21 protein-coding genes are annotated in these 26,346 nt (G+C 64.7%); 12 read left to right on the top strand and 9 right to left on the bottom strand.

Going from position 1 to position 26,346, the window contains the following annotated elements; all coding sequences use genetic code 11:
- Positions 1-27 precede the first annotated feature (27 nt).
- A complete protein-coding gene (gene nirB / locus MB901379_RS02060) occupies positions 28-2,595 on the bottom strand; it encodes a nitrite reductase large subunit NirB (protein WP_158015108.1) in 2,568 nt (855 codons plus the stop codon).
- A gap of 216 nt (positions 2,596-2,811) precedes the next feature.
- On the opposite strand from nirB, the gene MB901379_RS02055 reads away from it, so the two are divergent.
- The gene (locus MB901379_RS02055) at positions 2,812-3,270 is read left to right on the top strand and encodes an Hsp20/alpha crystallin family protein (protein ID WP_158015106.1); all 459 of its coding nucleotides are present in this window, start codon (positions 2,812-2,814) and stop codon (positions 3,268-3,270) included.
- A 56-nt stretch (positions 3,271-3,326) separates the two neighbouring features.
- On the opposite strand, the gene MB901379_RS02050 is transcribed toward MB901379_RS02055, so the two are convergent.
- On the bottom strand, positions 3,327-4,097 hold the full coding sequence (locus tag MB901379_RS02050; protein ID WP_158015104.1) for an isocitrate lyase/PEP mutase family protein: 771 nt from the start codon (positions 4,095-4,097) through the stop codon (positions 3,327-3,329).
- Between the two features lie 127 nt (positions 4,098-4,224).
- Between MB901379_RS02050 and MB901379_RS02045 the strand changes: the two genes are divergently transcribed.
- The 5 genes from MB901379_RS02045 to MB901379_RS23945 all read left to right on the top strand — a co-directional run bounded on the left by MB901379_RS02045 (position 4,225) and on the right by MB901379_RS23945 (position 8,350).
- Positions 4,225-4,521, top strand: coding sequence for a hypothetical protein (locus MB901379_RS02045; protein ID WP_158015102.1), 297 nt, complete (start codon positions 4,225-4,227; stop codon positions 4,519-4,521).
- A gap of 78 nt (positions 4,522-4,599) precedes the next feature.
- Positions 4,600-5,421, top strand: a complete 822-nt coding sequence (locus MB901379_RS02040) for a hypothetical protein (protein WP_158015101.1) — start codon at positions 4,600-4,602, stop codon at positions 5,419-5,421.
- Between the two features lie 44 nt (positions 5,422-5,465).
- Positions 5,466-7,391, top strand: a complete 1,926-nt coding sequence (locus MB901379_RS02035; protein ID WP_158015099.1) for a fumarate reductase/succinate dehydrogenase flavoprotein subunit — start codon at positions 5,466-5,468, stop codon at positions 7,389-7,391.
- Positions 7,391-8,137, top strand: a complete 747-nt coding sequence (locus MB901379_RS02030) for a succinate dehydrogenase/fumarate reductase iron-sulfur subunit (protein WP_158015097.1) — start codon at positions 7,391-7,393, stop codon at positions 8,135-8,137. Before MB901379_RS02035 ends, MB901379_RS02030 begins: the two co-directional genes overlap by 1 nt.
- Positions 8,138-8,194: 57 nt before the next feature.
- Entirely contained in the window at positions 8,195-8,350 is a 156-nt protein-coding gene (locus MB901379_RS23945) for a hypothetical protein (RefSeq protein ID WP_174236963.1), read from the top strand.
- Positions 8,351-8,398: 48 nt separating this feature from the next.
- Here MB901379_RS23945 and MB901379_RS02025 read toward each other — a convergent pair whose 3' ends face one another.
- The 3 genes from MB901379_RS02025 to MB901379_RS02015 all read right to left on the bottom strand — a co-directional run bounded on the left by MB901379_RS02025 (position 8,399) and on the right by MB901379_RS02015 (position 11,690).
- The gene (locus MB901379_RS02025) at positions 8,399-9,649 is read right to left on the bottom strand and encodes a hypothetical protein (RefSeq protein WP_158015096.1); all 1,251 of its coding nucleotides are present in this window, start codon (positions 9,647-9,649) and stop codon (positions 8,399-8,401) included.
- A gap of 6 nt (positions 9,650-9,655) precedes the next feature.
- Positions 9,656-10,828 (bottom strand): radical SAM/SPASM domain-containing protein, encoded by a 1,173-nt coding sequence (locus MB901379_RS02020; RefSeq protein WP_158015094.1) that lies wholly within the window; start codon positions 10,826-10,828, stop codon positions 9,656-9,658.
- 373 nt (positions 10,829-11,201) lie between these two features.
- Positions 11,202-11,690: a flavin reductase family protein gene (locus MB901379_RS02015; RefSeq protein ID WP_158015093.1), complete on the bottom strand. Its 489-nt coding sequence runs from the start codon at positions 11,688-11,690 to the stop codon at positions 11,202-11,204.
- Positions 11,691-12,214: 524 nt separating this feature from the next.
- On the opposite strand from MB901379_RS02015, the gene MB901379_RS02010 reads away from it, so the two are divergent.
- On the top strand, positions 12,215-14,050 hold the full coding sequence (locus MB901379_RS02010) for an acyl-CoA dehydrogenase (RefSeq protein ID WP_158015091.1): 1,836 nt from the start codon (positions 12,215-12,217) through the stop codon (positions 14,048-14,050).
- Between the two features lie 297 nt (positions 14,051-14,347).
- Here the strand turns inward: MB901379_RS02010 and MB901379_RS02005 are convergent, their stop codons facing one another.
- Complete coding sequence (locus MB901379_RS02005; RefSeq protein ID WP_158015090.1) at positions 14,348-15,667, bottom strand: acetyl-CoA C-acetyltransferase; 1,320 nt, start codon at positions 15,665-15,667, stop codon at positions 14,348-14,350.
- Positions 15,668-15,830: 163 nt separating this feature from the next.
- Here MB901379_RS02005 and MB901379_RS02000 point away from each other — a divergent pair, with 163 nt between their 5' ends.
- Together MB901379_RS02000 and MB901379_RS01995 are read left to right on the top strand one after the other, a co-directional pair.
- Positions 15,831-17,195, top strand: a complete 1,365-nt coding sequence (locus MB901379_RS02000; RefSeq protein WP_158015088.1) for a 3-oxoacyl-ACP reductase — start codon at positions 15,831-15,833, stop codon at positions 17,193-17,195.
- A gap of 12 nt (positions 17,196-17,207) precedes the next feature.
- Positions 17,208-18,050 (top strand): MaoC/PaaZ C-terminal domain-containing protein, encoded by an 843-nt coding sequence (locus tag MB901379_RS01995; RefSeq protein ID WP_158015086.1) that lies wholly within the window; start codon positions 17,208-17,210, stop codon positions 18,048-18,050.
- Positions 18,051-18,271: 221 nt separating this feature from the next.
- Here the strand turns inward: MB901379_RS01995 and MB901379_RS01990 are convergent, their stop codons facing one another.
- The 3 genes from MB901379_RS01990 to MB901379_RS01980 all read right to left on the bottom strand — a co-directional run bounded on the left by MB901379_RS01990 (position 18,272) and on the right by MB901379_RS01980 (position 21,436).
- Positions 18,272-19,537 carry a chloride channel protein gene (locus MB901379_RS01990; RefSeq protein WP_158015084.1) on the bottom strand — a complete coding sequence of 422 codons (1,266 nt, stop codon included), beginning with the start codon at positions 19,535-19,537 and terminating at the stop codon, positions 18,272-18,274.
- A gap of 9 nt (positions 19,538-19,546) precedes the next feature.
- Entirely contained in the window at positions 19,547-20,173 is a 627-nt protein-coding gene (locus MB901379_RS01985; protein WP_158015082.1) for a TetR/AcrR family transcriptional regulator, read from the bottom strand.
- A gap of 84 nt (positions 20,174-20,257) precedes the next feature.
- Positions 20,258-21,436: a glycoside hydrolase family 3 N-terminal domain-containing protein gene (locus MB901379_RS01980; RefSeq protein WP_158015080.1), complete on the bottom strand. Its 1,179-nt coding sequence runs from the start codon at positions 21,434-21,436 to the stop codon at positions 20,258-20,260.
- Positions 21,437-21,588: 152 nt separating this feature from the next.
- On the opposite strand from MB901379_RS01980, the gene MB901379_RS01975 reads away from it, so the two are divergent.
- The 3 genes from MB901379_RS01975 (at position 21,589) to MB901379_RS01965 (ending at position 26,345) form a co-directional block, all read left to right on the top strand.
- Positions 21,589-21,846: a DUF2613 family protein gene (locus MB901379_RS01975; RefSeq protein WP_158015078.1), complete on the top strand. Its 258-nt coding sequence runs from the start codon at positions 21,589-21,591 to the stop codon at positions 21,844-21,846.
- Between the two features lie 67 nt (positions 21,847-21,913).
- Positions 21,914-22,087, top strand: a complete 174-nt coding sequence (locus MB901379_RS01970) for a DUF2613 domain-containing protein (protein WP_067239410.1) — start codon at positions 21,914-21,916, stop codon at positions 22,085-22,087.
- Positions 22,088-22,157: 70 nt separating this feature from the next.
- Complete coding sequence (locus MB901379_RS01965; protein WP_158018882.1) at positions 22,158-26,345, top strand: alpha-(1->3)-arabinofuranosyltransferase; 4,188 nt, start codon at positions 22,158-22,160, stop codon at positions 26,343-26,345.
- Position 26,346 lies beyond the last annotated feature (1 nt).

Here is a 26,346-nt window from a genome sequence, read left to right as displayed (position 1 = left end):
GTTCCTCCCTGCTATCGCCATAACCGCTCATGATCGAACCCGCGGAATACCAATGGGCACAGGCACTTTGCGCCCAGCTCGCTCGGTGAATGTCACGGTCGGGTCGGCCGCGTCGGGGGCGTTGACGAAGGAAACGAACCGCGACAGCTTGTCCGGGTCCTCCAGCACCCCTTTCCATTCGCACTGGTAGGTCGCCACATGCCGCTCCATCGCGGCCTCGAACTCGTCGGCCAAACCCAATGAGTCTTCGCATACGACCTCGCGCACGTGATCAAGGCCGCCCTCAAGCGATTCCACCCACGGCGCAGTACGTTGCAGCCGATCGGCCGTGCGGATGTAGTACATCAGGAACCGGTCGATATAGCGGGTCAGCGTTTCGGTGTCGAGGTCGCTGGCCACCAACTGAGCGTGCTTGGGAGACATGCCGCCATTGCCACCGACATAGAGGTTCCAGCCCTTTTCGGTGGCGATGACGCCGACATCCTTGCTGCGCGCCTCGGCGCACTCTCGGGCGCACCCCGACACTCCTAGCTTGATTTTGTGTGGCGCCCGCAAGCCCCGGTAGCGCAGTTCCAAGTCGATGGCCAGCTGCACCGAATCCTGTTGACCGTAGCGGCACCAGTCACTACCCACACAGCTTTTCACCGTGCGCAATGCCTTGCCGTAGGCGTGGCCCGATTCCATGCCGGCATCGACCAACCGCTTCCAGATCTGTGGCAGCTGGTCCACGCGCGCGCCGAACATGTCGATCCGCTGGCCGCCGGTGATCTTTGTGTAGAGCCCGAATTCTTGCGCGATCTGCCCGATCAGAATTAGGTGTTCCGGCTTGATATCGCCGCCGGGCACCCGCGGCACCACCGAGTAGCTACCGTTCTTCTGAATGTTGGCCAAAAAGTGGTCGTTGGAATCCTGCAACGACGCCTGCTCGCCGTCCAGAATGTGGTCCGAGCCGGTAGACGCCAAAATAGAGGCGACCACCGGCTTGCAGATGTCGCAACCCTTTCCGCGACCGAAACGCTCCAGCAGCCCGGAGAAGGTCCGGATCTCGGTGGCCGAAATGATTTGGAACAGCTCCGCACGCGATTGGCTGAAGTGCTCGCACAGCGCCTTCGACTGTTCCACGCCTTCGGCTTCCAGCAGCTGCTTCAGCAAGGGCACGCACGACCCGCATGAGGTGCCAGCCGCGGTGCACGCCTTGAGCGCCGGAACATCGCCGCAACCGTCGGCGATCGCGCATTTCAGATCGCCCTTGGTGACGTTGTTGCAGGAGCAGATCTGCGCCGAATCCGGCAGTGCACCAATCCCCAACGCACCTGCGCCATCTCCCGATCCGGCCGGTGCGATCAACGCCAGCGGATCCCCGGGCAACTCGCTGCCGACCATGGGCCGCAAGACCCCGTAAGACGAGGCGTCGCCCACCAGCACGCCACCCAACAGCGTCTTGGCGTCATCGGAGAGCACCAGTTTGGCGTAGGTACGGTTCACCGCATCGTTGATAGCGACCTCGAGGCAATTCTCGGTTGCACCCATCGCATCACCGAAGCTGGCCACGTCCACACCGAGCAACTTGAGCTTTGTCGACAGGTCAGCTTCGGGGAACTCCGCGACGCCCTCTAGCAGTCGGTCGGCAACCACCTCAGCGCTGGTGTAACCGGGACCGACCAGGCCGTAGCACCGCCCCTCGATGGCCGCCACCTCACCGACCGCATAGATATCGGGATCACTTGTCCGACAAGCCAAGTCGGTCAATACACCACCCCGTTCGGCGATCGCTAGTCCCGCCGCCCTGGCTAGCCCGTCCCGCGGCCGGACGCCAGCGGCGAATATCACGACGCCCGCGTCCAACACCTCGCCGCCGTCGAGCCGCAGCTGCAGCGAAGTCGAGCCGTCGGGATGCTCGACGGACTCGATCGACTGGGTACCGGTTCCGACGTGGACGGAGATTCCGAGATCGGAGACCATCCGCGCCAGCAACGCGCCACCGGCCTCGTCGATCTGCTGGGCCATCAACCGCGGCATCATCTCAACAACATGCGTCTGCAATCCGAACTGCCGCAGCGCATTGGCGGCTTCGAGCCCCAGCAGGCCACCGCCGATGACCACCCCGCCATTGGTGTGACCAGCGTCCAGCGCGCGCTGAGCGCAGGCGCGGATGGCGTCGAGGTCATCAAGGGTGCGGTAGACGTGGCATCCGGACAGGTCGTGCCCCGGCACCGGCGGCACGAAGGCGTAGGACCCGGTGGCCAGCACCAGGGCGTCGTAGCTGTAACTTTCGCCGTCGGCAGTGAACACCGTCTTTGTCGCGCGGTCGATGCCCGTCACCGGCGTGTTGAGCAGTAAGCGAACCCACTCATCACCCGCATAATCGTTGCCCGGCAATGCCAGCAGATCGCGGTCCCAGCTTTCGGTATAGGAAGTCAGGCCGACGCGGTCGTAGGCGGCGTCGGCCTCTTCGGCCAGGACCGTGATCCGCCAGCATCCGCTCGTGTCACGCGCACGCAGCGCCTCTACCAGGCGGTGCCCCACCATGCCGTGCCCAACCACGATGACGTGACGGGCCGCGCCCGGCGCGCGCGGGTTCTCGGCTGGAGCCATGCACTAGAGGTTAGGGACGCGATATTGCCGAAATGTCGCGGAATGTGAAGCCCTTATGACGACGTCCTCACGCCTGAGAAAGGCCTGTGTGACACCCGTTCGCCGCCGGCGAACATCCAGCTGGAACTTTAGCGTGGTCGACTCATGTTTGTAAGGATAGCGGGCCGGTGACGTGCCGGCCACAGCAAACTCACAAGTAAATGTAAGGAGACATTCATGAGCAACCTGGCACTGTGGTCCCGCCCGGCTTGGGACACCGACCGCTGGCTGCGCGACTTCTTCGGCCCCGCCGCCACGCACGACTGGTTTCGGCCAATAAACAGCGACTTTAGCCCAGCCGCCGAGATCGTAAAGGATGGCGAGGACGCAGTAGTCCGCCTGGAGCTACCTGGGGTTGATGTCGAGAAGGACGTCAACGTCGAGCTCGACCGCGACCGTCTGGTAATCCACGGCGAACACCGAGACGAGTACACGCAGGAGGCCAATGACGACGCCCGCCGCGCACTACGTGAGATCCGCTACGGTTCGTTCCGTCGGTCGTTCCAGCTGCCCGCACACGTGACAAGCGAGGCCATTACCGCCTCCTATGACGCCGGCGTGTTGACCGTCCGAGTCCGCGGTGCATACCAAGACCCGGCCGAAAAGCAGGCACAACGCATCGCGATCACCACGTAAGGGGCTCAAGGGTGGCCCGGCGGAGCCAATGGCGCCGCCGGGCCAGCCGCAACCGATCAGCGCCAGCGGGCCAGCAACTCGGTGGTCCGGCCGGACAGCGCGGCCTGCAGAAACGGACCGAAGCTGATCCGGCCAACGCCCAGCGAACCGAACGAGGCCAGGTCGTCGTGGTCCGGCAAGGCGATCGCATTGATCGGGAGCGGCAATTCGGCTGCTAACCGCCGCAAGGTATCCGGATCGTGTCGTCCGACTGGATAGAGAACGTCGGCACCCGCGGCGGCGGCCTCGATCAACCGCGCTATGGCTCGCTCGACGCGATCGGAGTCGGCACCGTCACGGCGTAGGAAAAGATCCGTACGGGCGTTGACCACGACGTGGACCCCAGTGGCGTCGGCGGCCGACCGCAACGCGTGCACGAACTCGGCGTGTTCGCTGGCCGACCGCAGCCGACTGCCGTGCGAGTGCACGGTGTCTTCGATATTCAGCCCGACGGCTCCCACCCCCAACAAACCCTCGATCAGGCGCGGCGCCGGCAGCCCATAGCCCGATTCGATGTCAACCGATACCGGGATCTCGACCGCCGCGGTGATCTGGGCGACCCGAGTGAGCACATCGTCGAACGACATCCCTTCGTTGTCGGCCTTGCCGATCGAATCGGCCAGGGGATGGCTGCCGACCGTAAGCGCGGCGAATCCGGCATCGGCGGCCAGCCGCGCCGACCACGCATCCCACACCGTCGGCAGGACAACGGGGTTGCCGGGTTGATGCAAATCCAGCAGCGCCCTGGCACGTTCGGCCGGGGTGCTCTGACCTGGCTGGGACGGCATGGGCAGCTCTCTTCCTCGGGGCTACCTGGAAAGCGCGATACGTCTTGGCCGACGTCGGGCTCGAACTTGGATAGTATCGGTTGACGTACTGTGATCCTTAACACCATCGGCCCCCAGGGAGCACGCGTTGTCCACCTCTACCGAAATCGCCGAACTGCACGACCTCATCGGCGGTCTGCGGCGCTGTGTGACCTCGCTGAAGTCGCGATACGGCGACAACCCGGCGACGCGCCGCATCGTCATCGACGCCGATCGAATCCTGACCGACATCGAATTGCTCGACACCGATATATCCGAATTGGACCTGGATCGGGCCACCGTGCAGCAATCCGCCGAGAAGATTGCCATCCCCGACACCGATTACGACCGCGATTTCTGGCGCGATGTCGATGACGAAGGTGTCGGAGGTCACAGCAGATACTGACAACCAAGCCCCGCCGAAAACAGGGTCCTTTATCTGTGTACCCTTCGACCAGATACCAGTCGAAGAGGATCAAGGTAGATGAGCGCACCCACGGCGAACCGCACCGAAACCGGTGTTTTCTCACCCACTCGCGCACAAATCCCACAGCGGACGCTTCGCACCGACCTGTGGTGGTGGGCACCGTTAGTCACCAACGTCGGGTTTCTCGCGTTCATCGTCTACGCCACCACCCGGGCGTTCTGGGGCGGCGCTTACTGGGTGGAGAAATACCACTACCTGACACCGTTCTACTCGCCATGCGTCAGCGCGTCCTGCGCGCCTGGCGCTAGTCACCTCGGCGTGTGGTTTGGACACTTTCCCTGGTGGATTCCGTTGGGAAGTCTCGTATTACCGTTCCTGCTCGGGTTCCGGCTCACCTGCTATTACTACCGCAAGGCCTACTATCGGTCGGTCTGGCAATCACCGACCGGCTGCGCTGTACCTGAGCCGCGGGCGCATTACACGGGCGAAACTCGGCTTCCGCTGATCATTCAGAACAGTCACCGATACTTTTTCTACGTCGCTATGGTGGTTTCCCTGATCAACACCTATGACGCGATAATGGCATTCCACTCACCAACCGGTTTTGGATTTGGTTTGGGCAATGTCATTTTGGTGATCAATGTGCTCTTGCTGTGGGCGTACACCATTTCGTGCCATTCGTGTCGGCACGCCACCGGTGGTCGACTCAAGCATTTTTCCAAACATCCAGTGAGATATTGGATCTGGACGCAGGTTAGCAAGCTGAACACCCGGCATATGCTGTTCGCCTGGATCACGTTGGGCACCCTATCGCTGACCGACTTCTACATCATGCTGGTGTCCAGCGGCACGATCGCTGACTTCAGATTTATTGGCTGACAAGCCATCTAAGGATTATTAGGAATAGCTGAGCGAGGTTTTCAATGGTTGAGGTCGAACGGCACTCCTACGACGTGGTCGTGATCGGTGCCGGCGGCGCGGGTTTGCGTGCGGTGATCGAGGCGCGTGAACGCGGCCTGAAGGTCGCCGTGGTCTGCAAATCCCTGTTCGGCAAGGCTCACACGGTGATGGCCGAGGGCGGCTGCGCCGCCGCGATGGGCAACACCAACCCCAAAGACAACTGGGAAACCCACTTCGGCGACACGATGCGCGGTGGGAAGTTCCTGAACAACTGGCGGATGGCCGAGCTGCACGCCAAGGAGGCACCGGACCGGGTTTGGGAACTGGAGACCTACGGAGCCCTATTCGATCGCCTCGATGACGGCAAGATCAGCCAGCGCAACTTTGGCGGGCACACCTATCCGCGGCTGGCACACGTCGGCGACCGCACCGGCCTGGAACTGATCCGCACCATGCAGCAAAAAATCGTCTCGCTGCAGCAGGAGGACTACGCCGAGCTCGGCGACTACGAGGCGCGGATCAAGGTGTTCGCCGAATGCACAATCACCGAACTACTCAAAGACGGTGGCTCAATTGCCGGCGCCTTCGGCTATTGGCGCGAAAGTGGCCGGTTCGTGGTGTTCGAGGCCCCCGCGGTGGTCATGGCCACCGGCGGAATCGGCAAGTCGTTCAAGGTGACGTCCAACTCCTGGGAATACACCGGAGACGGTCATGCCCTGGCGCTGCGGGCCGGCGCAACGCTGATCAACATGGAATTCGTCCAGTTTCACCCGACCGGCATGGTGTGGCCGCCCAGCGTTAAGGGGATCCTGGTCACCGAGGGCGTGCGCGGCGATGGCGGCGTGCTGAAGAATTCCGACAACACTCGGTTCATGTTCGACTACATCCCGCCGGTGTTCAAAGGTCAGTACGCCGAATCGGAACAAGAAGCCGATCAGTGGCTCAAGGACAACGACTCGGCCCGTCGCACTCCCGACCTGCTGCCACGTGACGAGGTGGCGCGCGCGATCAACTCGGAGGTCAAAGCGGGCCGCGGCACCCCGCATGGCGGGGTCTACCTCGACATCGCGTCCCGGCTAACCGCCGACGACATCAAACGGCGCCTGCCGTCGATGTACCACCAGTTCATGGAGCTGGCCGGCGTCGACATCACCAAAGAGCCAATGGAAGTCGGTCCGACGTGCCACTACGTGATGGGCGGTATCGAAGTCGACGCCGATACCGGCGCGGCCACCGTCCCCGGGCTGTTCGCCGCCGGCGAATGCTCCGGCGGCATGCACGGTTCCAACCGACTGGGAGGCAACTCGCTGTCAGACCTGCTGGTGTTCGGTCGGCGGGCGGGCCTTGGCGCCGCCGACTACGTTCGCGCGTTGGCCAGCCGTCCGAGCATCTCGGCCGAGGCCGTCGAGACCGCGGCCAAGCAGGCCGTCAGGCCCTTTGAGGGCCCGACCGACGGCTCGGCACCCGAAAACCCGTACGCGCTGCAGATGGACCTGCAGTACCTGATGAATGATCTGGTCGGCATCATCCGCAAGGCCGACGAGATCGCCAAGGCGTTGACCCTGCTGGACGAGCTGTGGAAGCGGTACCAGAACGTGCAAGTGGAGGGCCACCGTCAGTACAACCCGGGTTGGAACTTGGCCATCGACCTGCACAACATGTTGATGGTCAGCGAATGCGTCGCCCGCGCGGCGCTGGAACGTACCGAGAGCCGGGGCGGCCACACGCGCGACGACCACCCCGGCATGGACCCCAGCTGGCGCAATACTTTGCTGGTCTGTCGCGCCGCGGCAACCAATGGAGATACCGCCGACGGTCCGCACATCACTATCACCCGGCAGCCGCAGGTCCCAATGCGACCGGATCTGCTGGAGCTCTTCGATATTTCCGAGCTGGAGAAGTACTACTCAGCCGAAGAGTTGGCCGACCATCCGGGACGGAGAACGTAATGGGTTACAACGCTAGCCTGCGAGTTTGGCGCGGCGACGAGAGCAGCGGCGAACTGCGCGATTTCACTGTCGAGGTCAACGAGGGTGAGGTCGTGCTCGACGTCATTCATCGTCTGCAGCAGACCCAGACGCCAGACCTGGCGGTGCGCTGGAACTGCAAGGCGGGCAAATGCGGTTCCTGCTCGGCGGAGATCAACGGTAAGCCGCGGCTGATGTGCATGACGCGGATGTCGACATTCGCCGAGAACGAGACCGTTACCGTCACTCCGCTGCGAACCTTCCCGGTCATTCGGGATCTGGTCACCGACGTCTCGTTCAACTACGAAAAGGCACGCGAGATACCATCTTTCACGCCTCCCAAGGAGCTGCAACCGGGTGAGTACCGGATGGCGCAGGTCGATGTCGCGCGCTCGCAGGAGTTCCGTAAGTGCATCGAGTGCTTCCTGTGCCAAAACGTCTGCCACGTCATCCGTGATCACGAAGAAAACAAAAAAGCGTTCGCCGGACCGCGGTTCCTGATGCGGATCGCCGAACTCGAAATGCATCCGCTGGACACCCTGGACCGACGCAACCAAGCACAAGAAGCCCACGGCCTGGGCTACTGCAACATCACCAAGTGCTGCACCGAGGTGTGCCCCGAAAACATCAAGATCACCGACAACGCGCTGATCCCGATGAAAGAGCGGGTCGTCGACCGCAAGTACGACCCGATTGTGTGGCTGGGCAACAAGCTGTTCCGGCGGTGAATCGGCCGTCCTGCGTTAGCTAGTTAGACCCGGATCTGCGCTGGGTACCCGGTGGTCATGCGAAAAGCGACGAGCACCAGCGACATCCGAACCGCGATCCGCGAGCTGACCGTGCGCGCCGAACTCGCGCGCAAGGAAGGCCGACTCGATGACGCCGCCGAGATCGAGCGGCGCATCGCGGGCTACCGAAACAAACTCGGGGACCGTCCGTAAGGGAAAATCGCGGTGGTGACGCACTGTTGCGCGCCGGCCACGGCGTCGTCAGTTGGCGGGAGCCAGTCGTCTCGCCGAGTGCGCCGCCACCACATTGAGCAGCAGCACGATCACCACGGGCCACACCACATCGTGAAACTGGGCGAACATGCCCAGCAACGAACTCAGACCCACCAAGCCAATACTGATCACGAGTTGCCCGAAGGCGATAAGGGAAACGCGCAGCGCCGGGTCGGCATCGTGGGCAATCCAGAGTTGACCCGCCGTGAACACGCTTTGATTGGCGATCGATGCCAGGGCGATCACCAGGCTGATGGCCACGATGTTGGGCCAGGATCCGGCCAACTGGAATCCGATCGCCACCGCTGCGGCGACGATGCTGACAATCGCGCTACCCACAAACAAACCAACCAGGCCGAACCTCTGGCGGGTCCGATTCCACAACCGAATCCCACCCAGAAGTCCCACGCAGACGAACAGCACAACCACGACAACGTGGTCATGCTCGTCCCCCGGTGCCGCGGCAACACGGATGCTGTAAAACGAGGACCCAATTACCACCGATCCGAACAGCAGCTGGACGGCCAGGTAACGGCGATACCAGCCATCACTTCGCACAGTCGCCCAACCAACGTGCACGACTTTGTGCAGGCCGGGCGCCGCGTGGATGTGGGGCACGATCCGGTGCGGCACACCCAGGCACATCAGCCCTGAAATGGCCATCGCAGCGGTTGCCGTCCACAACAGACGAGTGTTGTTCGTCAATGCGTCGTCGTGCGGCACGAATGACAATGCCACCGTTACCACCGCCGTCAGGCCTGCGCCCACTCCTGCCTCGGTAAGCAGAACCTGGGCTCTATCGGTTCCTGACGGCATCGCTGCCACCAAATCTGCGAACGCAACGAAAGAAAAAGCCGACACCGCCCCGATCAGAACCACATTTACTAGAAAGACGATTCCGGCTTCGTTTCCGTCGCCGATGGTGGCGCACAATGCATTGACGCCAGCGAGGACGGCCAAACCGAGCACGATAATTACCAGTCGACCACGTCGTGGGACGGCAGCAAGCACGGCCGGTGCGATCATATTCCCAATTGCCGTACCGGCTGTGAATGACGGAAAAATTAGGGCGGCCATCCACAACTCGGCATGGAGCTCGGCCACCACAAACGGCAAAACGATCGGGATATTTCCGAGCTGAAGTGCGGTGCGGTAGAAGCCACTCTGCGTGATTATCAACCATAAAACGCGCTTGCTCGTGCCATCGACGTGGCCCGCCGAACTCGCCGCTTCGACCACCCCCGGCTACCTGTTGGCCAATAGGGTTGCCTTCACAACGGGCGGGATCGGAAAGGAGCGGGAGAACTTTGGAGAGTTCTTCCGCAATGCTGGCGATCCGATCAATTCGCTCATACTCTGAGCGCGTATATCTCCGAGAATAATGGTCGAAAGACTGCCCGAATCGAATGTGTAGACTTCACCGTTAGCCGAGATAAAGAAATGCGTCCGCGCCCGTCGGCTAACGTCCTGACTCCAGATTCCCAGGCTCGGGTAGGCCAGGCTCAGCCGCAAGGTTCGTTCACGAAAACGGTCTCGCTCTACATGCATTCGCTCTCGCAACGCCGGAGTTCTCCGCAGATCCCACCACTGAAACAGCGACCAGCTCACGACCGCCTCATATTGACAAAGCAGCTGCGCCACATCTTCCAAGTCATCAATGTTGCCCTTGGTCACCGTCGTGTTCACTTTTACGGGGATCCCAAATTCACCGCAGAGTTCAAGAGCACCCCGAACACGCACCAGCAGATCGTTCTTGCCCTTGCGGAAGTCCGCAATCATGTCCTGGCCCGATCCATCGACCGGCAGGCCCAGATAGGAGACCTTGCCGCTGAGGGCAGCGGCCGTGGCTGCGGTGAAGCTATAGCCGACCGTGTCGAGAGCGACGTCGAGTCCGCAGTCATACGCATGATCGACAAAGGGGAGAATTCCTTCCCATTCGAGCGGATCGCCACCGGATATCACCAATTCCTCCACACCGGCGCGGGCCAGCTTCTCTACCGACGCCTTGGCCTCCCGCAGCGAAAGTTGGTCGGAATTGAAGATGTTGTAGCAGCCCACGCACACCAAAGGGCAGCGGTTATAGATCCCCCAATTGACCTGAGCTAGCCGGCCACTACTTGGCGATTCCGATTCGAGAAGCATTGACCGAACGCTGCGCTGGACGTCTCGGGCCGCCGCTCGCAGACTCGGCGGAAGATCGTTGCCCCGACCCGTCGCACCAGCGAGCAGCTCCTCCGCACGCGCCAAGGAATGCTGGTCGGGCATGCATTGCGCTAAGACGGTCGCGAGCTGATACCGGGCGGTGTCCGTCGGCGAACGTCGAAGCTCATCTTCCAGATCGGCCCGCAATTCCTTGAAACCGGCGATCGTGAAATTTTCGAACAGAAGTCGTCGCTCAAAACGGTTTTCGCTATCCATGGCGGGCCTAAGCCAATCCACTGGCCGCAGCAGCAATCTGGACGAATTTTCCCCTCCCGACGACCTATTCGAGCGCCAAGGTCTGACATCGTCGGTGCCGCGGGGAGTCGGGTCGGTGTCGCCCCGATCGAATCCCATCGGCACCTCCCACATGGCACGACGCAAAGTAGGATAGTAATGCGCGCAGGCGTGATTGGTCTCGATAACTTGTCATTTCCCGGCCGACTCCGGTCCGCGTTGGCCGAAAGTAGCCCCTTTCGGGATCGGCAGGATGAGCTCAAGATCGGTGCTCCGAAACGTGCCGTAATGTCACCCAATCGCTGATCCGCACGCCGCAAGGCGAACACGGAAGATCAAACTTGAGTCCGACTGTTCAGACGCCTAGACGGCGAAAGACGCTTCGGTGAAATACGATCGGCGCCACCTCGGCATCCACGGTGACCTGATTGACCCGCAGCACCACGATGGTGTGGTCTCCGGCAGGAATTAGCTGTTCAATTGCACTTTCCAGCCACAAGCTGGTGCCTTTGATGAAGACGGCACCGCTGTCGCTGGAAACCGTCTCCAAACCGGCGAATCGGTCCCCCGTCTTCGCGGCCAGGGTGCGCGCAGCCTCGTCATGGGCTTCGCCGAGCACGCTGATGCCCAGCATTGGGGCGCCTTTGAGTTTGGGCCAGGTCGTCGAAATGTTCTGCACACAAAAGGAAACCAGCGGCGGGTCCAACGAGACGGGAACAAAGGTGCTGGCCGCGAGGCCTTCGCGAATGCCGTTGATCTGCGCGGCGATCGCCACCACGCCGGATGGAAAGTGGCCAAATGCATCGCGCAGCGATGACGGTGTCAGGTTGCTCTGTGGATTCACCAGACTGCAAGCGCCCCTTGAGCCGAGGTCAATTTCTCGACACCGACCCTACTCGGCGGATATCCGCGGGCAGCGGTCACACCGGCACGAAACCGGGCAATCCGTCTCCGGGCGCACTGAGGCCTGCACCGAGTAGGCGAATCCTGGCCACGCGCCAATGCCAATCCGACGCCAGATCTGCCGCCACCGATCCTCCCGATCAACCGCCGTCGATCAGGCCGATCACAGAGCAAGCCGGCCTCTTCATGGCCGTCACGGGATGCCGCGGGTCGGGGCCGACCACCGGACCCACCCGCGGTGGCATGGTGCCGATCCCCACGATGTGTCACCATCACCGCAGCTAGGACGGCCGCGAACCAGCCGGGAAGCACGATCCCAACCGGTTGGTTGGTTAGCACGTGCAATGTAGCTCACACTGACTTGCATACAACCGTCAAGCCGAGATAGTTTATCGGTGTTACTGGTGGGTAACTTAGACCTTAGTACCCAACCATCAGGTGGCATTCTCAACGAGGAGGACTGTAGTGAGCCACTACAAGAGCAACGTCCGCGACCAGGTATTCAACTTGTTCGAAGTGTTGGGCGTTGACAAGGCTCTGGGCGAAGGCGAGTTCAGCGATCTGGACGCCGATACCGCCCGCGAAATGCTGACCGAGGTCAGCCGACTGGCCGAGGGCCCGGTCGCCGCATCGTTTATCGAGGGCGACCGCAACCCGCCGGTGTTCGACCCGAAGACGTTTTCGGTGACGCTACCGGAGTCGTTCAAGGATTCCGTGCGAGCGGTCGGCGAGGCCGGCTGGGACAAGGCGGGCATCGATGAGGCTCTCGGCGGCATGCCGATGCCCAAGTCATTGGTGTGGGCCCTGCACGAGCACATCCTCGGCGCCAACCCGGCGGTGTGGATGTACGCAGGCGGCGCCGGTTTCGCCAACATCTTCTACCACCTCGGCACCGAGGAGCAGAAGAAGTGGGCCGTGCTGGCCGCCGAGCGCAACTGGGGTTCGACCATGGTGCTGACCGAACCGGACGCGGGTTCGGACGTCGGCGCCGGCCGGACCAAGGCCATTCAGCAAGAGGATGGGTCCTGGCACATCGACGGTGTCAAGAGGTTCATCACCTCTGGCGACTCCGGCGACCTGTTCGAGAACATCTTCCACCTGGTGCTGGCGCGCCCCGAGGGCGCCGGACCCGGCACCAAGGGTCTGTCGTTGTTCTTTGTCCCTAAGTTCCTGTTCGACTTCGAAACCGGCGAGCTGGGCGAGCGTAATGGCGTGTTCGTCACCAATGTCGAGCACAAGATGGGTCTGAAGGTCTCCGCGACCTGCGAGCTGTCCCTGGGCCAGCACGGCGTGCCCGCCAAGGGTTGGCTGGTCGGCGAGGTGCACGACGGCATCGCGCAGATGTTCGAGGTCATCGAGCAGGCCCGCATGATGGTTGGCACCAAGGCGATCGCCACCCTGTCGACCGGTTACCTGAACGCCCTCGAGTACGCCAAGTCGCGCGTTCAGGGTGCCGACCTGACCCAGATGACCGACAAGACGGCACCCCGGGTGACCATCACACACCACCCCGACGTGCGCCGGTCGCTGATGACCCAGAAGGCCTACGCCGAGGGCCTGCGTGCCCTGTACCTCTACACCGCCACGTTCCAGGACTCGGCAGTCGCCGAAGCGGTACACGGGGTGGACGCCAAGCTGGCGGTCAAGGTCAACGACCTGTTACTGCCGGTGGTCAAGGGAGTGGGTTCCGAGCAGGCATACGCGAAGCTCACCGAGAGCCTGCAGACCCTCGGCGGGTCCGGGTTCCTGCAGGACTACCCGATCGAGCAGTACATCCGCGACGCCAAGATCGACTCGCTGTACGAAGGCACCACCGCCATCCAGGCGCAGGACTTCTTCTTCCGCAAGATTGTCCGCGACAAGGGTGTGGCGCTGGCCCACGTCTCGAGCCAGATTCAGGAGTTCGTCGACAGCGAGTCCGGCAACGGCAGGTTGAAGACCGAACGCGCGCTGCTGGCCAAGGCGCTCACCGATGTGCAGGCGATGGCCGCGACCCTGACCGGCTACCTGATGGCCGCGCAGCAGGACGTCACCAGCCTCTACAAGGTTGGTCTGGGCTCCGTGCGCTTCCTGATGAGCGTCGGCGACCTGATCATCGGCTGGTTGCTGCAGCGTCAGGCCGCGGTAGCGGTGGCGGCGCTCGATGCCGGTGCCACCGGCGACGAGCGGTCCTTCTACGAGGGCAAGGTCGCAGTGGCATCGTTCTTTGCGAAGAACTTCCTGCCCCTGTTGACCAGCACCCGCGAGGTGATCGAGACGCTGGACAACGACATCATGGAGCTCGACGAAGCCGCCTTCTAGAACCATCGGCTTACTACCGCTAGATCCCCCGTTCTCCGGTTTGGAACGGGGGATCTAGCCGCATCTGGACCAAAAAGACCGCCGCTGGTTCCCCTCGTCCCAGCGGCGGCCCTTTTCGCACGCCCGTCATAAGCCTCGACCGGCGGGTGTTTCGGGGATCGCCCCGCGTTACCGTCGGGGTCGGGAATCAGACCGCAACGCGGGGCTATCCGCCCAGTAATTACCCACCCCGTCCGCAGATAAAACCGCCGTGCAACAAGGTTTTCTTCATTCGACGTTGATCGCTTGGTGGTGGCCTCAGGCTTCCAAAATCGCGGCCACACCCTGGCCGCCCGCGGCGCAGATCGAGATCAGCGCGCGAACGGGTTTACCCTTGCCACCTTTGGGTTTGGCTGCCAGTTGCTTGGCGGTCTGGGCCAGAATCCGCCCACCAGTGGCCGCGAACGGGTGCCCGGCGGCCAGCGAGGAACCGTTGACGTTGAGTTTGGACCGGTCGATCGAGCCGAGCGCGGCGTCAAGGCCCAACCGCTGCTTGCAGTACTCCGCAGACTCCCACGCCCGCAAGTGGGCTAGCACTACCGAGGCGAAGGCTTCGTGAATCTCGTAAAAGTCGAAATCCTGCAGGCTCAGCCCATTTCGCGCCAACAGACGGGGCACGGCGTAGGTGGGCGCCATCAGCAAGCCATCGTTTCCGCTGACATAGTCGACCGCGGCGGTTTCCGCGTCGACCAGGTACGCCAGCGGCGACAACGAATGGTCGGCGGCCCACTGCTCACTGGACAGCAACACCACCGAGGCGCCATCTGTCAGCGGAGTCGAATTCCCCGCAGTCATGGTCGCGTCACCGGCCTTCACCCCGAAAACCGGGCGCAGCTTGGCCAGCTTCTCCACGCTGGAGTCGGGCCGCAGATTGTCGTCGCGATACAGACCCAAAAACGGAGTGACCAAGTCGTCGAAGAACCCGCGATCATAGGCGTCCGCCATGTTGCGATGGCTGGCGGCGGCCAGTTCGTCCTGGTCGACGCGCTTGATGCCCATCTGCTTGGCGGTAATAGCGGCGTGCTCTCCCATCGACAGCCCGGTCCGCGGCTCACTGTTTGCCGGAATCTCCACGCCCAGGTGGGCCGGCAACGTGCCCACCAACTTCAGTCTCTGCACATTCGACCGCGACCGGCGCAGCTTGAGCAGGGTGCGGCGTAGATCGTCTCCCAGGCCGATCGGCGGGTCAGATGTGGTGTCTACGCCACCGGCGGCCGCGACGTCGTAGCGACCCGCCGCGATCCCGTCGGCGGCTGCGATCGCCGCCTGCAGACCGGTGCCGCATGCCTGCTGCAGGTCGACCGCCGGCGTATCGGGCGACAGCTCGGACCCGAGCACACACTCGCGCATCAGGTTGAAGTCGCGGCTGTGCTTGAGCACGGCACCGCCGGCAACCATGCCCAGACGTTCACCACGCAGGCTGAAACGGTCGACCAACCCGGCCAGCGCCGCAGTGAACATGTCCTGGTTGGACGCCTCGGCGTAAGCTCCGTCGGACCTCGCGAACGGGATGCGATTGCCACCCAGAACGGCGACTCGTCGACCGGCCTGGGAATTGTTCTCGGCAGCAGGGGCCACTTTTCTCTCCGTGTGTGTCTGCGGGTTCATCTACTGGAATGCTTGCGGGGATTTGAGGGGATCAGCGGTCGGGGGCCATACTACCCACTGTTCTTACTCTGAAGTAAGTTCGACCTCGATACGGTTGCTTATGCAGCGCATACCCCACACGGAAGGCAACTCAGTGGCCCCCAAGCTCTCGCCCGATCTGTTCTCGCAGGTTGTCAACTCCGGCCCCGGATCTTTTGTGGCCAAGCAACTTGGCGTTCCGCAGCCCGAGACGCTGCGCCGGTATCGAGCGGGCGACCCGCCGCTGGCCGGATCGCTGCTAATCGGCGGCGCGGGCCGGGTGGCCGAGCCACTACGCGCAGCACTGGACGCCGATTACGACCTGGTGAGCAACAACCTGGGCGGCCGCTGGGCCGATTCGTTCGGCGGGCTGGTCTTCGACGCCACCGACATAACCGAGCCGGCCGGGCTCAAGGCACTACACGAATTCTTCACGCCCGTGCTGCGCAATCTCGGCGCCAGCGCACGGGTGGCCGTGGTCGGCACCACCCCCGAAGCGATCGCCAACACCCACGAACGGATCGCGCAGCGCGCTTTGGAGGGCTTTACCCGGTCGCTGGCCAAGGAGCTGCGCCGCGGCGGCACCGCGGCGCTGGTCTACCTGTCGCCGGATGCCAAACCGGCTGCCACCGGTCTGGAATCAACCATGCGGTTCATCCTGTCGGCCAAATCCGCGTACGTCGACGGGCAGGTGTTCTACGTCGGCGCGGCCGACGCCAAGCCGCCAGCCAATTGGGACCTGCCGCTGGACGGAAAGGTTGCCATCGTGACCGGCGCCGCGCGCGGCATCGGTAAAACAATCGCCGAGGTGTTCGCACGCGACGGCGCCCGGGTGGTCGCGATCGATGTGGAGTCCGCCGCAGACGCCCTGGCCGAAACCGCCAGCAGTGTGGGTGGCACCCCCCTGTGGCTCGACGTGACCGCCGACGATGCCATTGACAAGATCACCGAGCACCTGCGCGACCACCACGGTGGGAAGGCCGACATCCTGGTCAACAACGCCGGTATCACCCGTGACAAGTTGCTGGCCAATATGGATGACGCCCGGTGGGATGCGGTTATCGCTGTCAACCTGCTGGCGCCCCTGCGGCTTACCGAAGGGCTGGTCGGCAACGGCAGCATCGGTCCGGGTGGCAGGGTGATCGGGCTGTCGTCGATCGCCGGCATCGCGGGCAACCGCGGCCAAACCAACTACGGCACCACCAAGGCCGGCATGATCGGCATAACCCAGGCGCTGGCGCCGAGACTGGCCGAAAAAGACATCACGATCAACGCCGTCGCGCCGGGCTTCATCGAGACCAAGATGACCGCCGCCATCCCGCTGGCGACCCGCGAGGTAGGCCGCCGACTGAACTCGTTGTTACAGGGCGGCCAGCCCGTCGACGTCGCCGAGACCATCGCCTACTTTGCCAGTCCCGCTTCGAATGCCGTGACCGGCAACGTCGTTCGTGTCTGCGGCCAAGCGATGATCGGCGCTTAGGTAGGAGTACCAATGAATCAACCAAGCGGCCTGCGAAACATGCTGCGCGCGGCGGCCGGGGCATTGCCTATGGTGCCGCGCTCGGACCGGCTACCCAACCGCACGGTGAGTGTCGAGGAGCTTCCCATCGACCACACCAACGTGGCCGGCTACGCGGCGGTCACCGGCCTGCGTTACGGCACCAACGTGCCGTTGACCTACCCGTTCGCGCTGACGTTTCCGTCGGTGATGTCGTTGGTGACGGGTTTCGACTTTCCGTTCTCGGCGATGGGCGCGGTGCACACCGAAAACCACATCACGCAATACCGGCCGATCGCGGTAACCGACACGGTGGGTGTGCGGGTGCACGCCGAGAACCTGCGAGAGCACCGCAAGGGGCTGCTGGTCGACCTGGTGACCGACATCAGCGTCGGTAACGAGCTGGCGTGGCACCAGGTGACGACCTTCCTGCATCAGCAACGCACCAGTTTGTCCGGTGAACCCAAGCCCCCGCCGCAGAAGCAAGCCAAGCTACCCCCGCCACCGACCGTCCTACGGGTCACGCCCGCCCAAATCCGCCGGTACGCGGCCGTCGGCGGCGATCACAACCCCATCCACACCAACCCGGTCGCGGCGAAGCTGTTCGGCTTCCCCACCGTGATTGCGCACGGAATGTTCAGCGCTGCAGCGATTTTGGCGAATATCGAGGCCAGAATTCCCGACGCGGTACGGTATTCTGTGCGCTTCGCCAAGCCGGTGCTGCTACCGGCCACCGCGGGACTCTACGTCGACGAGGCCGAGGGCGGGTGGGACCTATCGATGCGCAATCTATCGAAGGGCTACCCGCACCTGACCGCCACCATACGACCGCTCTAGCTCGGGCACGCTGCGCTCACCGCTGGTCAGCGACACCGTGTTACCGCCAAAGTTTGGTGACATAAACGGCGGCGGTGCTGGGGTCGATCGCCGCAGCGAACGGTAGGGCGCCGCCACCACCCCCGGTCACTGCCCGCACCGCCGTCACCGCCGTCACCGGCCGTAGTGGCAAAGAACCCTGGACGATCCAGGAGCCTGCTAGCTTGGGCTGCGGGTTCGGGCTAGCCGGCGCGATGGTCCAGCAACGGCGGGCGCCGCCCCATGGCGAGCGTCTTGAGTCCATGTGCGCCGACCGCGGTGACCACGAAAACGATCAGCAGCCAAATCGGTGGCCGGGCGAGCTCCCAAACGAACACCGCCGCCCAGATGGGCGAGCCCTGGGTGACCGCGAGCACACCGGCCGCGGCGGTCAGCGAAATCACCGGTACCTGTAGGTGCGTCCCCGCCACCGCATCGATCGCCAACGCCAGCAACGAACCAGCCGCCGCCCCGGTGGCCAACGACGGAGTCAACATGCCGCCCGCACCCCCGGCACGTAGGAACAACGCGGTGAGCAAGGGCTTCAACACCAAAATCACGGCCGCCGACCACAGCGTCATACCACTGGCCAGGCTGACCGTCAGAATGCTCTTGCCATTGCCCGGCAGTTCGGGCCACCAATGCGAGGAGATCCCAATCAGCAGGCCGGCGGCAGCCAGAGCGGGGATCAGCAGTGGGGTCCGTATCAGGCTGGCGGGACGAGCCGCCGCCATGATCCGGTTGAACGCCACCCCGACCACGAAGGCCACCGGCGCCAGCGCCAACGCGTGCGCGCTCAACAGATACGTCGACTCGGCGCTGGGCCAGTCCAGCTCGGGATGGTCGTGGGTGATCGCCGACCCGACCGCGACGGCCAGACTGGACGTGACCAACGCGGCACCGACCGCCCGCGGATGCCACGTGTTCAGCATGATCCGCAGCGCAAAGAGCGCACCGGCCAACGGCACGGCGTACACGGCGCCCAACCCCGCCCCGGCCGCACACGACAACAGGATTTCCCGATCGCGGGGCGATAGCCGCCGCAGCCATCCGCTAGCGGCATCACTTAAGACGGCGGCGAATTGACGGGGGGCGCCCTCGCGGCCCAGCGACGCGCCGGAGCCCACCAGCACCACTTGAAGCACCGCGTCGATGCTCCATGACAGGTGCGGTACCCGTTCATGACCGGCGATGGTTCCGGCCAACGGCGGCACCTGCGTTTTGCGCCGCAGCATCCACCAGCCCAATCCCGCCAACGCGGCACCGAGCATCGGACCCAGCGCGCGGCGAACCGGACTGCTGCCGGTAATCCCCTCCAGCAGGGAGCCGAAAGTGTAGTGGTACGTGAGATGTTCGACGAAGCGCAACACCAGCGTGGTCGACAACCCGGCGACCCCGGACAGCAGGCCGACGATGATCACCGCGCAGAAGAAGTCCAGCTTGCGGTTGATTGCGAGCCTTCGGGGCACCGCACGAATTTATCCTGTGGCGGACTTCGAACCGATTTCTCGATTCACCGGCGCGCCCTTGAGACCGCGCCAGAACAGATCGATCATCATCTCGGCCGCCTCGTCGACATTGGTGTCGCCGGTGCTGAGCCGGGTGGCCACCGCCTCGCCCGCGCCGACCAACGCGGCCGCCATCATGTCGATTTCGGCGTCTGACCGAGGGCTGCGGCTACCCGCGCGCAGCATGCCGGCCACGAGTTCGACGATCTGTTCGCGCCCCTCGCGCACCGTCTGAGCGAACGCTTGCGAGCTGGTGGCCTGGGTGTACATCACGATCCACGACGCGCGGTTGGTGTCGATGTAGCGCAGGAAGGACACAATCGTGTTACGCAGCAAGTCCTTCGGGCTCTGTTTCAGGTCGATGTCCTCGCGCACCGCATCGATAAACCGGCTCATCTCACGGTTCAGGCAGGCGCCGAAGAGATCCTCTTTCGACCCGTAGTACAGGTACAACATCGGCTTGGAGATTTCCGCGGCCGCGGCGATGGTGTCCATCGAGGTCTCGTGATAGCCGTTGAGGGAGAACATCTGCACAGCGGCGTCGAGCATCTGCTGCTCGCGAACGGCACGCGGTAGCCGCTTGGTACCACCTGCCATTGCATCCCCTTTTGGCCTAAGTCAGGCCTCTCTAGCTTGTCTATCTGACCCTAGAGTAAGCAATGCCACCGACGCGCACACCCGCTAATGGCCGCAGTCCGGGGTGACGTTCTTCATCCGTGCCACCCGCACCACCGATTGGTCGATCACCGGCATTTGCAGTTCCCCAGCGGCCAAAGCCTGTTCCAACCGATCCAGCACGGCGGGCACCTCTTTGGTGGTTACCCACAGCGCAATGTCGGTGCCGGCCTGCAGGCTGCGCAGCACCGCCTCGGTGACGCCGTACCGGTCGGAGATGGCGGCCATGCTGGATAGGTCGTCGCTGAACACCGGGCCGTCAAAGGGCGGACCACCATATCCCGCGCCTCCGCGCAGCAGGTCCACCGCGGCCCTGCTCAGGCTCGCCGGTTCGTCGCCGGTGAGCCCCGGAACCTGCAGATGGCCAAGCATCACCCCGACCGGAGCTTGAGTCACCAATGTCCGATAGGGCACCAGATCACTGTGCTGCAAGTCGCTCAACGGCGGGGTGACGACGCCTCCGGTGTGTGAATCGCCCGAGGCACGGCCGTGGCCGGGAAAGTGCTTAAGCACCGGCAGCAACCCAGCGTCGCGCAGTCCTCGCGCGTAGGCACCGGCGTACTGGGTGACCGTTTCCGCATTCGCGCCAAACGACCGGTCGCCGATCACGGTGTCGGCCGGGGCGTCCGTGACATCTACCACCGGGGCTAGGTCGACGGTGAAGCCCAGCTCGTGCATCTGCCGGCCACGCTGCAGTGCGATCTGGTAGACCTGATCGGCCGACTCGGTCTGCGCCAGCTCCCTCGCCGACGGTCCTCTGCCCCCCAGCAGTGAGTTCAGCCGCGACACCCGGCCACCTTCCTCGTCGACGCTCACCGCCAACGGCAGCGGGCCGGCGCTGGCGGCCAACTCCTTGAGTGCGCCGTTGGTCAGCATCGACAGGTCGGTGTCGCTGCCGACCAGGATGCCCCCGACGCGGTAGTTGGCGACCACCGCCCTGGCGTCGTCGGCATCGCGCACACCGACCATCAATAGCTGGGCCAGCTTGTCTCGAATCGGCAGCACCGCCGGTACGGCCGCGGGATCGGCACACACGCGCGGCGCCGGTGCGGCCACCGGGGGCGGGCTGCCGGGTGCGGGATTACTCGTCGCCGACGAGGTGCCGGTCCGGGTGCCGCCGTGGCTGCAGGCCGCCACCAGCGCTGACGCGGCGGCGAGCACCGCCAGGGTGCGGGGAAAAGCCATCCGGACATGCTGTCACGCTGGTGTTTCATCGTGCGGTTTGGGGGGCAACCCCTGTTACGTTTTCTTCTTTAGCGACGTTCTTTAGCGACCTTCCTTGTCGACGTTCTTTGTCGACGCCGACCGACCCCCTACGAAGCAGGGACAAGGTGTAGATGCCCGGGTTCGCACTGGCCGCGATGGCCACTATTGCGGCCGGCCTGTCCATCGGTGCCGCCGCCACCGTCGGCTTAACGCTCGTCGTCCAGGGCGGCAGCATGACGCCCACCCACAGCGTGCCCGCTCCCGCCGTGAACACCGTGGTGCAGTACGGCGACCGCTGCTTCGATGACTACTGCCCGCCGCCGTGCGGAGAGACAACCCCGTGTTTGAACACCCGGCCCCGGCCCCACGAGCGCTCTCGGCAGCCGTGACTGCTTGTTCTGCTAGGTTGGCGGCTAGGCTTTGCACGCCAAGACCTGACGCCTCAAGGAGCAATCGATGAATCGGATCATCGCGCCCGCCGCCGCGAGCGTGGTGGTTGGTCTGTTGCTGGGCGCCGCCGCAATCTTCGGGGTCACCCTGATGGTGCAGCAAGACACGAAACCGCCACTCCCCGGGGGCGATCCGTCGTCATCAGTGCTCAACCGGGTCGAATACGGCAACCGTAGCTAACCCGGCGGCGCGGGCGCCAGCCGCACACAGGGCATCACGCCCGCCGGTAACGCCGCTATCCCGGCGGTGGCTGCTGCTCGTCGCGGCGCTTTCCCTTACGTTGACCCTCGCACAGTCCCCCGGTCGGGTGTCCCCCGACACCAAACTGGATCTCACCGCCAACCCGATGCGGTTCCTGGCCCGCGCGACCAACCTGTGGAACAGCGAGCTGCCGTTCGGCCAATCACAAAACCAGGCCTACGGCTACCTCTTCCCGCACGGCACCTTCTTCCTCATCGGCCATCTGCTGGGCGTGCCCGCGTGGATCACCCAACGGCTGTGGTGGGCCGTGCTGCTCACAGTCGGCTTCTGGGGCCTGCTGCGGGTCGCCGAGGCGTTGGGGATCGGCAGCCCGGCATCGCGGGTGATCGGGGCGGCGGCGTTCGCGCTGTCGCCGCGGGTGTTGACCACGTTGGGCTCGATCTCCTCGGAAACCCTGCCGATGATGCTGGCGCCGTGGGTGCTGCTGCCCACCATCCTGGCGCTACGAGGCACTTCGGGTCGGTCGGTGCGGGCGCTGGCCGCCCAAGCCGGGCTGGCCGTGGCGTTAATGGGAGCCGTGAACGCCATAGCGACGCTGGCGGGTTGTCTGCCCGCGGTGATCTGGTTGGCCTGTCACCGACCCAACCGGTTGTGGTGGCGTTACACCGCCTGGTGGTTGTTGGCGCTGGCGGTGGCGACGCTGTGGTGGCTGGTGGCGCTGATGCAGCTGCGCGGTGTCAGTCCACCCTTCCTGGACTTCATCGAATCCTCGGGCGTGACCACCCAATGGTCCTCGCTGGTGGAGATGCTGCGCGGCACCGATAGCTGGACACCGTTCGTGGCCCCCGACGCGACCGCCGGCACGCCGCTGGTCACCGGATCGGTCGCGATTTTGGGCACCTGTCTGGTGGCGGCGACCGGGCTGGCCGGCCTGACCAGCCGTGACCTGCCGGCCCGGGGTCGGCTGGTGACCATGCTGCTGGTCGGGGTGGTGCTGCTGGCGCTCGGTTACGGCGGCGGATTGGGTTCGCCACTGGCCCATCAGGTTCAGGCCTTCCTGGACGCCGCCGGCACCCCGCTGCGCAATGTACACAAGCTGGGCCCGGTGCTCAGGCTTCCACTGGTACTGGGTTTGGCGGAGGTGTTAGGCCGGATCCCGCTGCCCGGCAACGCACCGAAAGCGGTGTGGTTGCGCGCGTTTGCCCACCCCGAGCGGGACAAACGGGTCGCGGTCGGGATCATTGCCCTGACGGCGCTGCTGGTCAGCACGTCGCTGGCCTGGACCGGTCGACTTACCCCACCCGGCACCTTCCGCGCGATTCCACCGTATTGGCACCAGGCCGCCGACTGGCTCAGCGAACACAACACCGCAACGCCGATCCCGGGGCGGGTGCTGGTGGTACCAGGCGCACCGTTCGCCACCCAGGTGTGGGGCACCAGCCACGACGAGCCGCTACAAGTGCTCGGCGACAGCCCGTGGGGGGTGCGCGACTCGATCCCGTTGATCCCGCCGCCGGCGATCCGGGCACTGGATTCTGTCCAGCGCCTGTTCGCCGCGGGGCGCCCGTCGGCAGGTCTGGCCGATACCCTTGCTCGCCAAGGGATTTCCTATCTGGTACTGCGCAATGATCTCGATCCCGAGTCGTCGCGGTCGGCACGCCCGATCCTGGTGCACCGGGCCATCGCGGGCTCACCGGGGCTGGCAAAGGTGGCCGAGTTCGGCGAACCGGTGGGCCCGGGTTCACTCGCGGGCTTCGTCAACGACAGCGGACTGCGGCCGCGCTATCCGGCGGTGGAGATCTACCGAGTGGGTCAGCCGGCGGATGTCGCCGTTGCTCCCGGCGCGCCCTATTGGACCGACACCGACCGCTTGGCACGCATCGACGGCGGGCCGGAAGTGTTACTGCGGCTGGATGAGCGGCGCCGCCTGCTGGGCCAGCCGGCGCTGGGGCCGGTGTTGCTGACGTCGGATGCGCTGGCCGGCCAGCTCCCGGCACCCGTCGTTACCGTCACCGACACCCCGGTCGCGCGCGAAACCGACTACGGCCGCGTCGACCAGCACTCGTCGGCGATCCGCGCGGACGGCGACGCCCGGCACACCTACAACAGGGTGCCCGACTATCCGGTACCCGGGGCCCCGACGGTGTACGGCGGGTGGACCGGCGGCCGCATTACGGCGTCGAGCTCGTCGTCGGACTCCACCGCCATGCCTGACGTCGCCCCCGCGACCTCACCAGCCGCCGCGATCGACGGCGATCCCGCGACAGCGTGGGTCTCCAACGCGCTGCAGGCCGCCGTCGGGCAGTGGTTGCGGGTGGACTTCGACCACCCGGTAACCAATGCCGTCATTACCGTGACACCCAGCGCGACCGCCGTCGGCGCCCAGATCCGGCGCATCCTGGTGGAGACCGTCAACGGCAGCACCACCTTGCGGTTCGACGAGCCGGGAGAACCACTGACCGCGGCGCTACCCTACGGCGAGACTCCCTGGGTGCGGATCACCGCGGCCGCCACCGACGACGGGTCGGCGGGCGTGCAGTTCGGGATCACCGACCTGGCGGTCACCCAGTACGACGCTTCCGGGTTTGCCCACCCGGTGCAGCTACGGCACACGGTGCTGGTGCCCGGGCCGCCGCCGGATTCGGCGATCGCGGGGTGGGACCTGGGCTCGGAGCTGTTAGGCAGGCCGGGTTGCGCCCAAGCACCCGACACCGTGCGCTGCGCCGCGGCAATGGCGCTGGCGCCCGAAGAGCCGGCCAACCTCAGCCGGACACTGACCGTGCCGCACCCGATGACGGTGACTCCGAAGGTATGGGTGCGGCCACGACAGGGACCCCGGCTGGCCGATTTGATCGCCCAGCCCAACACCACGCGTGCCCGCGGCGATGCCGATGTGCTGGATGTCCTCGGCTCGGCATACGCGGCCACCGACGGCGATCCGAGCACCGCATGGATTGCGCCGCAGCGGGTGGTGCAGCACAAGACCCCGCCGACGCTGACCCTGACCCTGCCGCGGCCCACCGAAGTAGCCGGCTTACGCCTAGTCCCCAGCCGCTCCACGCTGCCCGCGCATCCGACGATGGTGGCCGTCGACCTCGGTGACGGCCCGCAGGTCCGCAGCATGAATCGCGACGGTAAGCCGCAGGTGTTATCGCTGGCACCGCGCATCACCGACACCGTCACGGTCAGTCTGCTCGACTGGGAAGACGTCATTGACCGCAATGCGCTCGGCTTCGACCAGCTCAAGCCCCCGGGGCTGGCCGAGGTGGCGCCGCTGGCGCCCGACGGCAGTGCCATCGCGCCCGCCGATGCGGCCGGCAACCGCGCACGGGAGATCACCATCGACTGCGACTACGGCCCGGTTATCGCGGTCGCGGGCCGCTTCGTGCACATGTCAGTCCGGACCACCGTGGGCGCGTTGCTGACTGGAGAACCGGTTGCGGCGCATCCCTGCGAGTCCGACCCGATCGCGTTGCCGGCGGGGCAGCAGGAACTGCTGATCAGCCCCGGCGCCGAGTTCATCGTCGACGGAGCACAGCTGACCACCCCGCAAGCCGTCGAATTGCCCAGCGCCGCAAAGGTTCCCGTAGCCACCGGAGCGTGGGGAGCGGCCCGGCGGGAAGTCCGAGCGCCGGCCTCGGCAAGCTCGCGGATCCTGGTCATACCGGAGAGCATCAACCCGGGCTGGGTAGCGCGCACCGGCGCTGGAGCCCGGTTGACACCCATCGCCGTCAACGGTTGGCAACAGGGTTGGGTGGTGCCCGCCGGGGATCCCGGCACCATCACGCTGACCTTTGTCGACAACTCGCTGTACCGAGCGGGCCTGGCGTTCGGGCTGGCCCTGCTGCCGCTGCTGGCCATGCTCGCCCGGTGGCGACGGGGGCGGAGCGGTCCGCACGATCCGTCGGCGCGACCATGGGCACCCGGACCTGTGGCGGCGGTCGCGTCGCTGGGCGCCGGCGCGCTGATTGCCGGAGCGGCTGGGGTAGTGGTGATGGGAGCCGCCTTCGCCGTGCGGTACGCGTTGCGCCGCCACGAGCGATGGCAGCACCGGGCCACGGTAGGCCTGAGCACCGGTGGACTGGTCCTGGCCGGCGCGGTGCTATCTCGCAATCCCTGGCGTTCGGTGGATGGCTACGCAGGCCATTCTGCGACTGTCCAACTGCTGGCGTTGATTTCGCTCGCCGCTTTGACCGCATCGGCGGTGGCGTGGGACCCGGTGCGTCGCGCGCGCTGAG

This window comes from Mycobacterium basiliense (assembly GCF_900292015.1).
In the GTDB taxonomy this organism is placed as follows: Bacteria; Actinomycetota; Actinomycetes; order Mycobacteriales; family Mycobacteriaceae; genus Mycobacterium; species Mycobacterium basiliense.
The sequence above is the reverse complement of the archived record's forward strand: the minus strand, read 5'-3'. Positions and strand labels throughout refer to the sequence as shown.

What these genes read in the sequence shown, in the direction of transcription:
- MB901379_RS02030 (WP_158015097.1), top strand. Translation starts at nt 7,391, where the DNA reads ATGGGTTACAACGCTAGCCTGCGAGTTTGGCGCGGCGACGAGAGCAGC.
- MB901379_RS02020 (WP_158015094.1), bottom strand. Translation starts at nt 10,828, where the DNA reads ATGGATAGCGAAAACCGTTTTGAGCGACGACTTCTGTTCGAAAATTTC.
- MB901379_RS23945 (WP_174236963.1), top strand. Translation starts at nt 8,195, where the DNA reads ATGCGAAAAGCGACGAGCACCAGCGACATCCGAACCGCGATCCGCGAG.
- MB901379_RS02055 (WP_158015106.1), top strand. Translation starts at nt 2,812, where the DNA reads ATGAGCAACCTGGCACTGTGGTCCCGCCCGGCTTGGGACACCGACCGC.
- MB901379_RS01980 (WP_158015080.1), bottom strand. Translation starts at nt 21,436, where the DNA reads ATGGCTTTTCCCCGCACCCTGGCGGTGCTCGCCGCCGCGTCAGCGCTG.
- MB901379_RS01970 (WP_067239410.1), top strand. Translation starts at nt 21,914, where the DNA reads ATGAATCGGATCATCGCGCCCGCCGCCGCGAGCGTGGTGGTTGGTCTG.
- MB901379_RS01985 (WP_158015082.1), bottom strand. Translation starts at nt 20,173, where the DNA reads ATGGCAGGTGGTACCAAGCGGCTACCGCGTGCCGTTCGCGAGCAGCAG.
- MB901379_RS02040 (WP_158015101.1), top strand. Translation starts at nt 4,600, where the DNA reads ATGAGCGCACCCACGGCGAACCGCACCGAAACCGGTGTTTTCTCACCC.
- MB901379_RS01995 (WP_158015086.1), top strand. Translation starts at nt 17,208, where the DNA reads ATGAATCAACCAAGCGGCCTGCGAAACATGCTGCGCGCGGCGGCCGGG.
- MB901379_RS02050 (WP_158015104.1), bottom strand. Translation starts at nt 4,097, where the DNA reads ATGCCGTCCCAGCCAGGTCAGAGCACCCCGGCCGAACGTGCCAGGGCG.
- nirB (WP_158015108.1), bottom strand. Translation starts at nt 2,595, where the DNA reads ATGGCTCCAGCCGAGAACCCGCGCGCGCCGGGCGCGGCCCGTCACGTC.
- MB901379_RS01975 (WP_158015078.1), top strand. Translation starts at nt 21,589, where the DNA reads ATGCCCGGGTTCGCACTGGCCGCGATGGCCACTATTGCGGCCGGCCTG.
- MB901379_RS02035 (WP_158015099.1), top strand. Translation starts at nt 5,466, where the DNA reads ATGGTTGAGGTCGAACGGCACTCCTACGACGTGGTCGTGATCGGTGCC.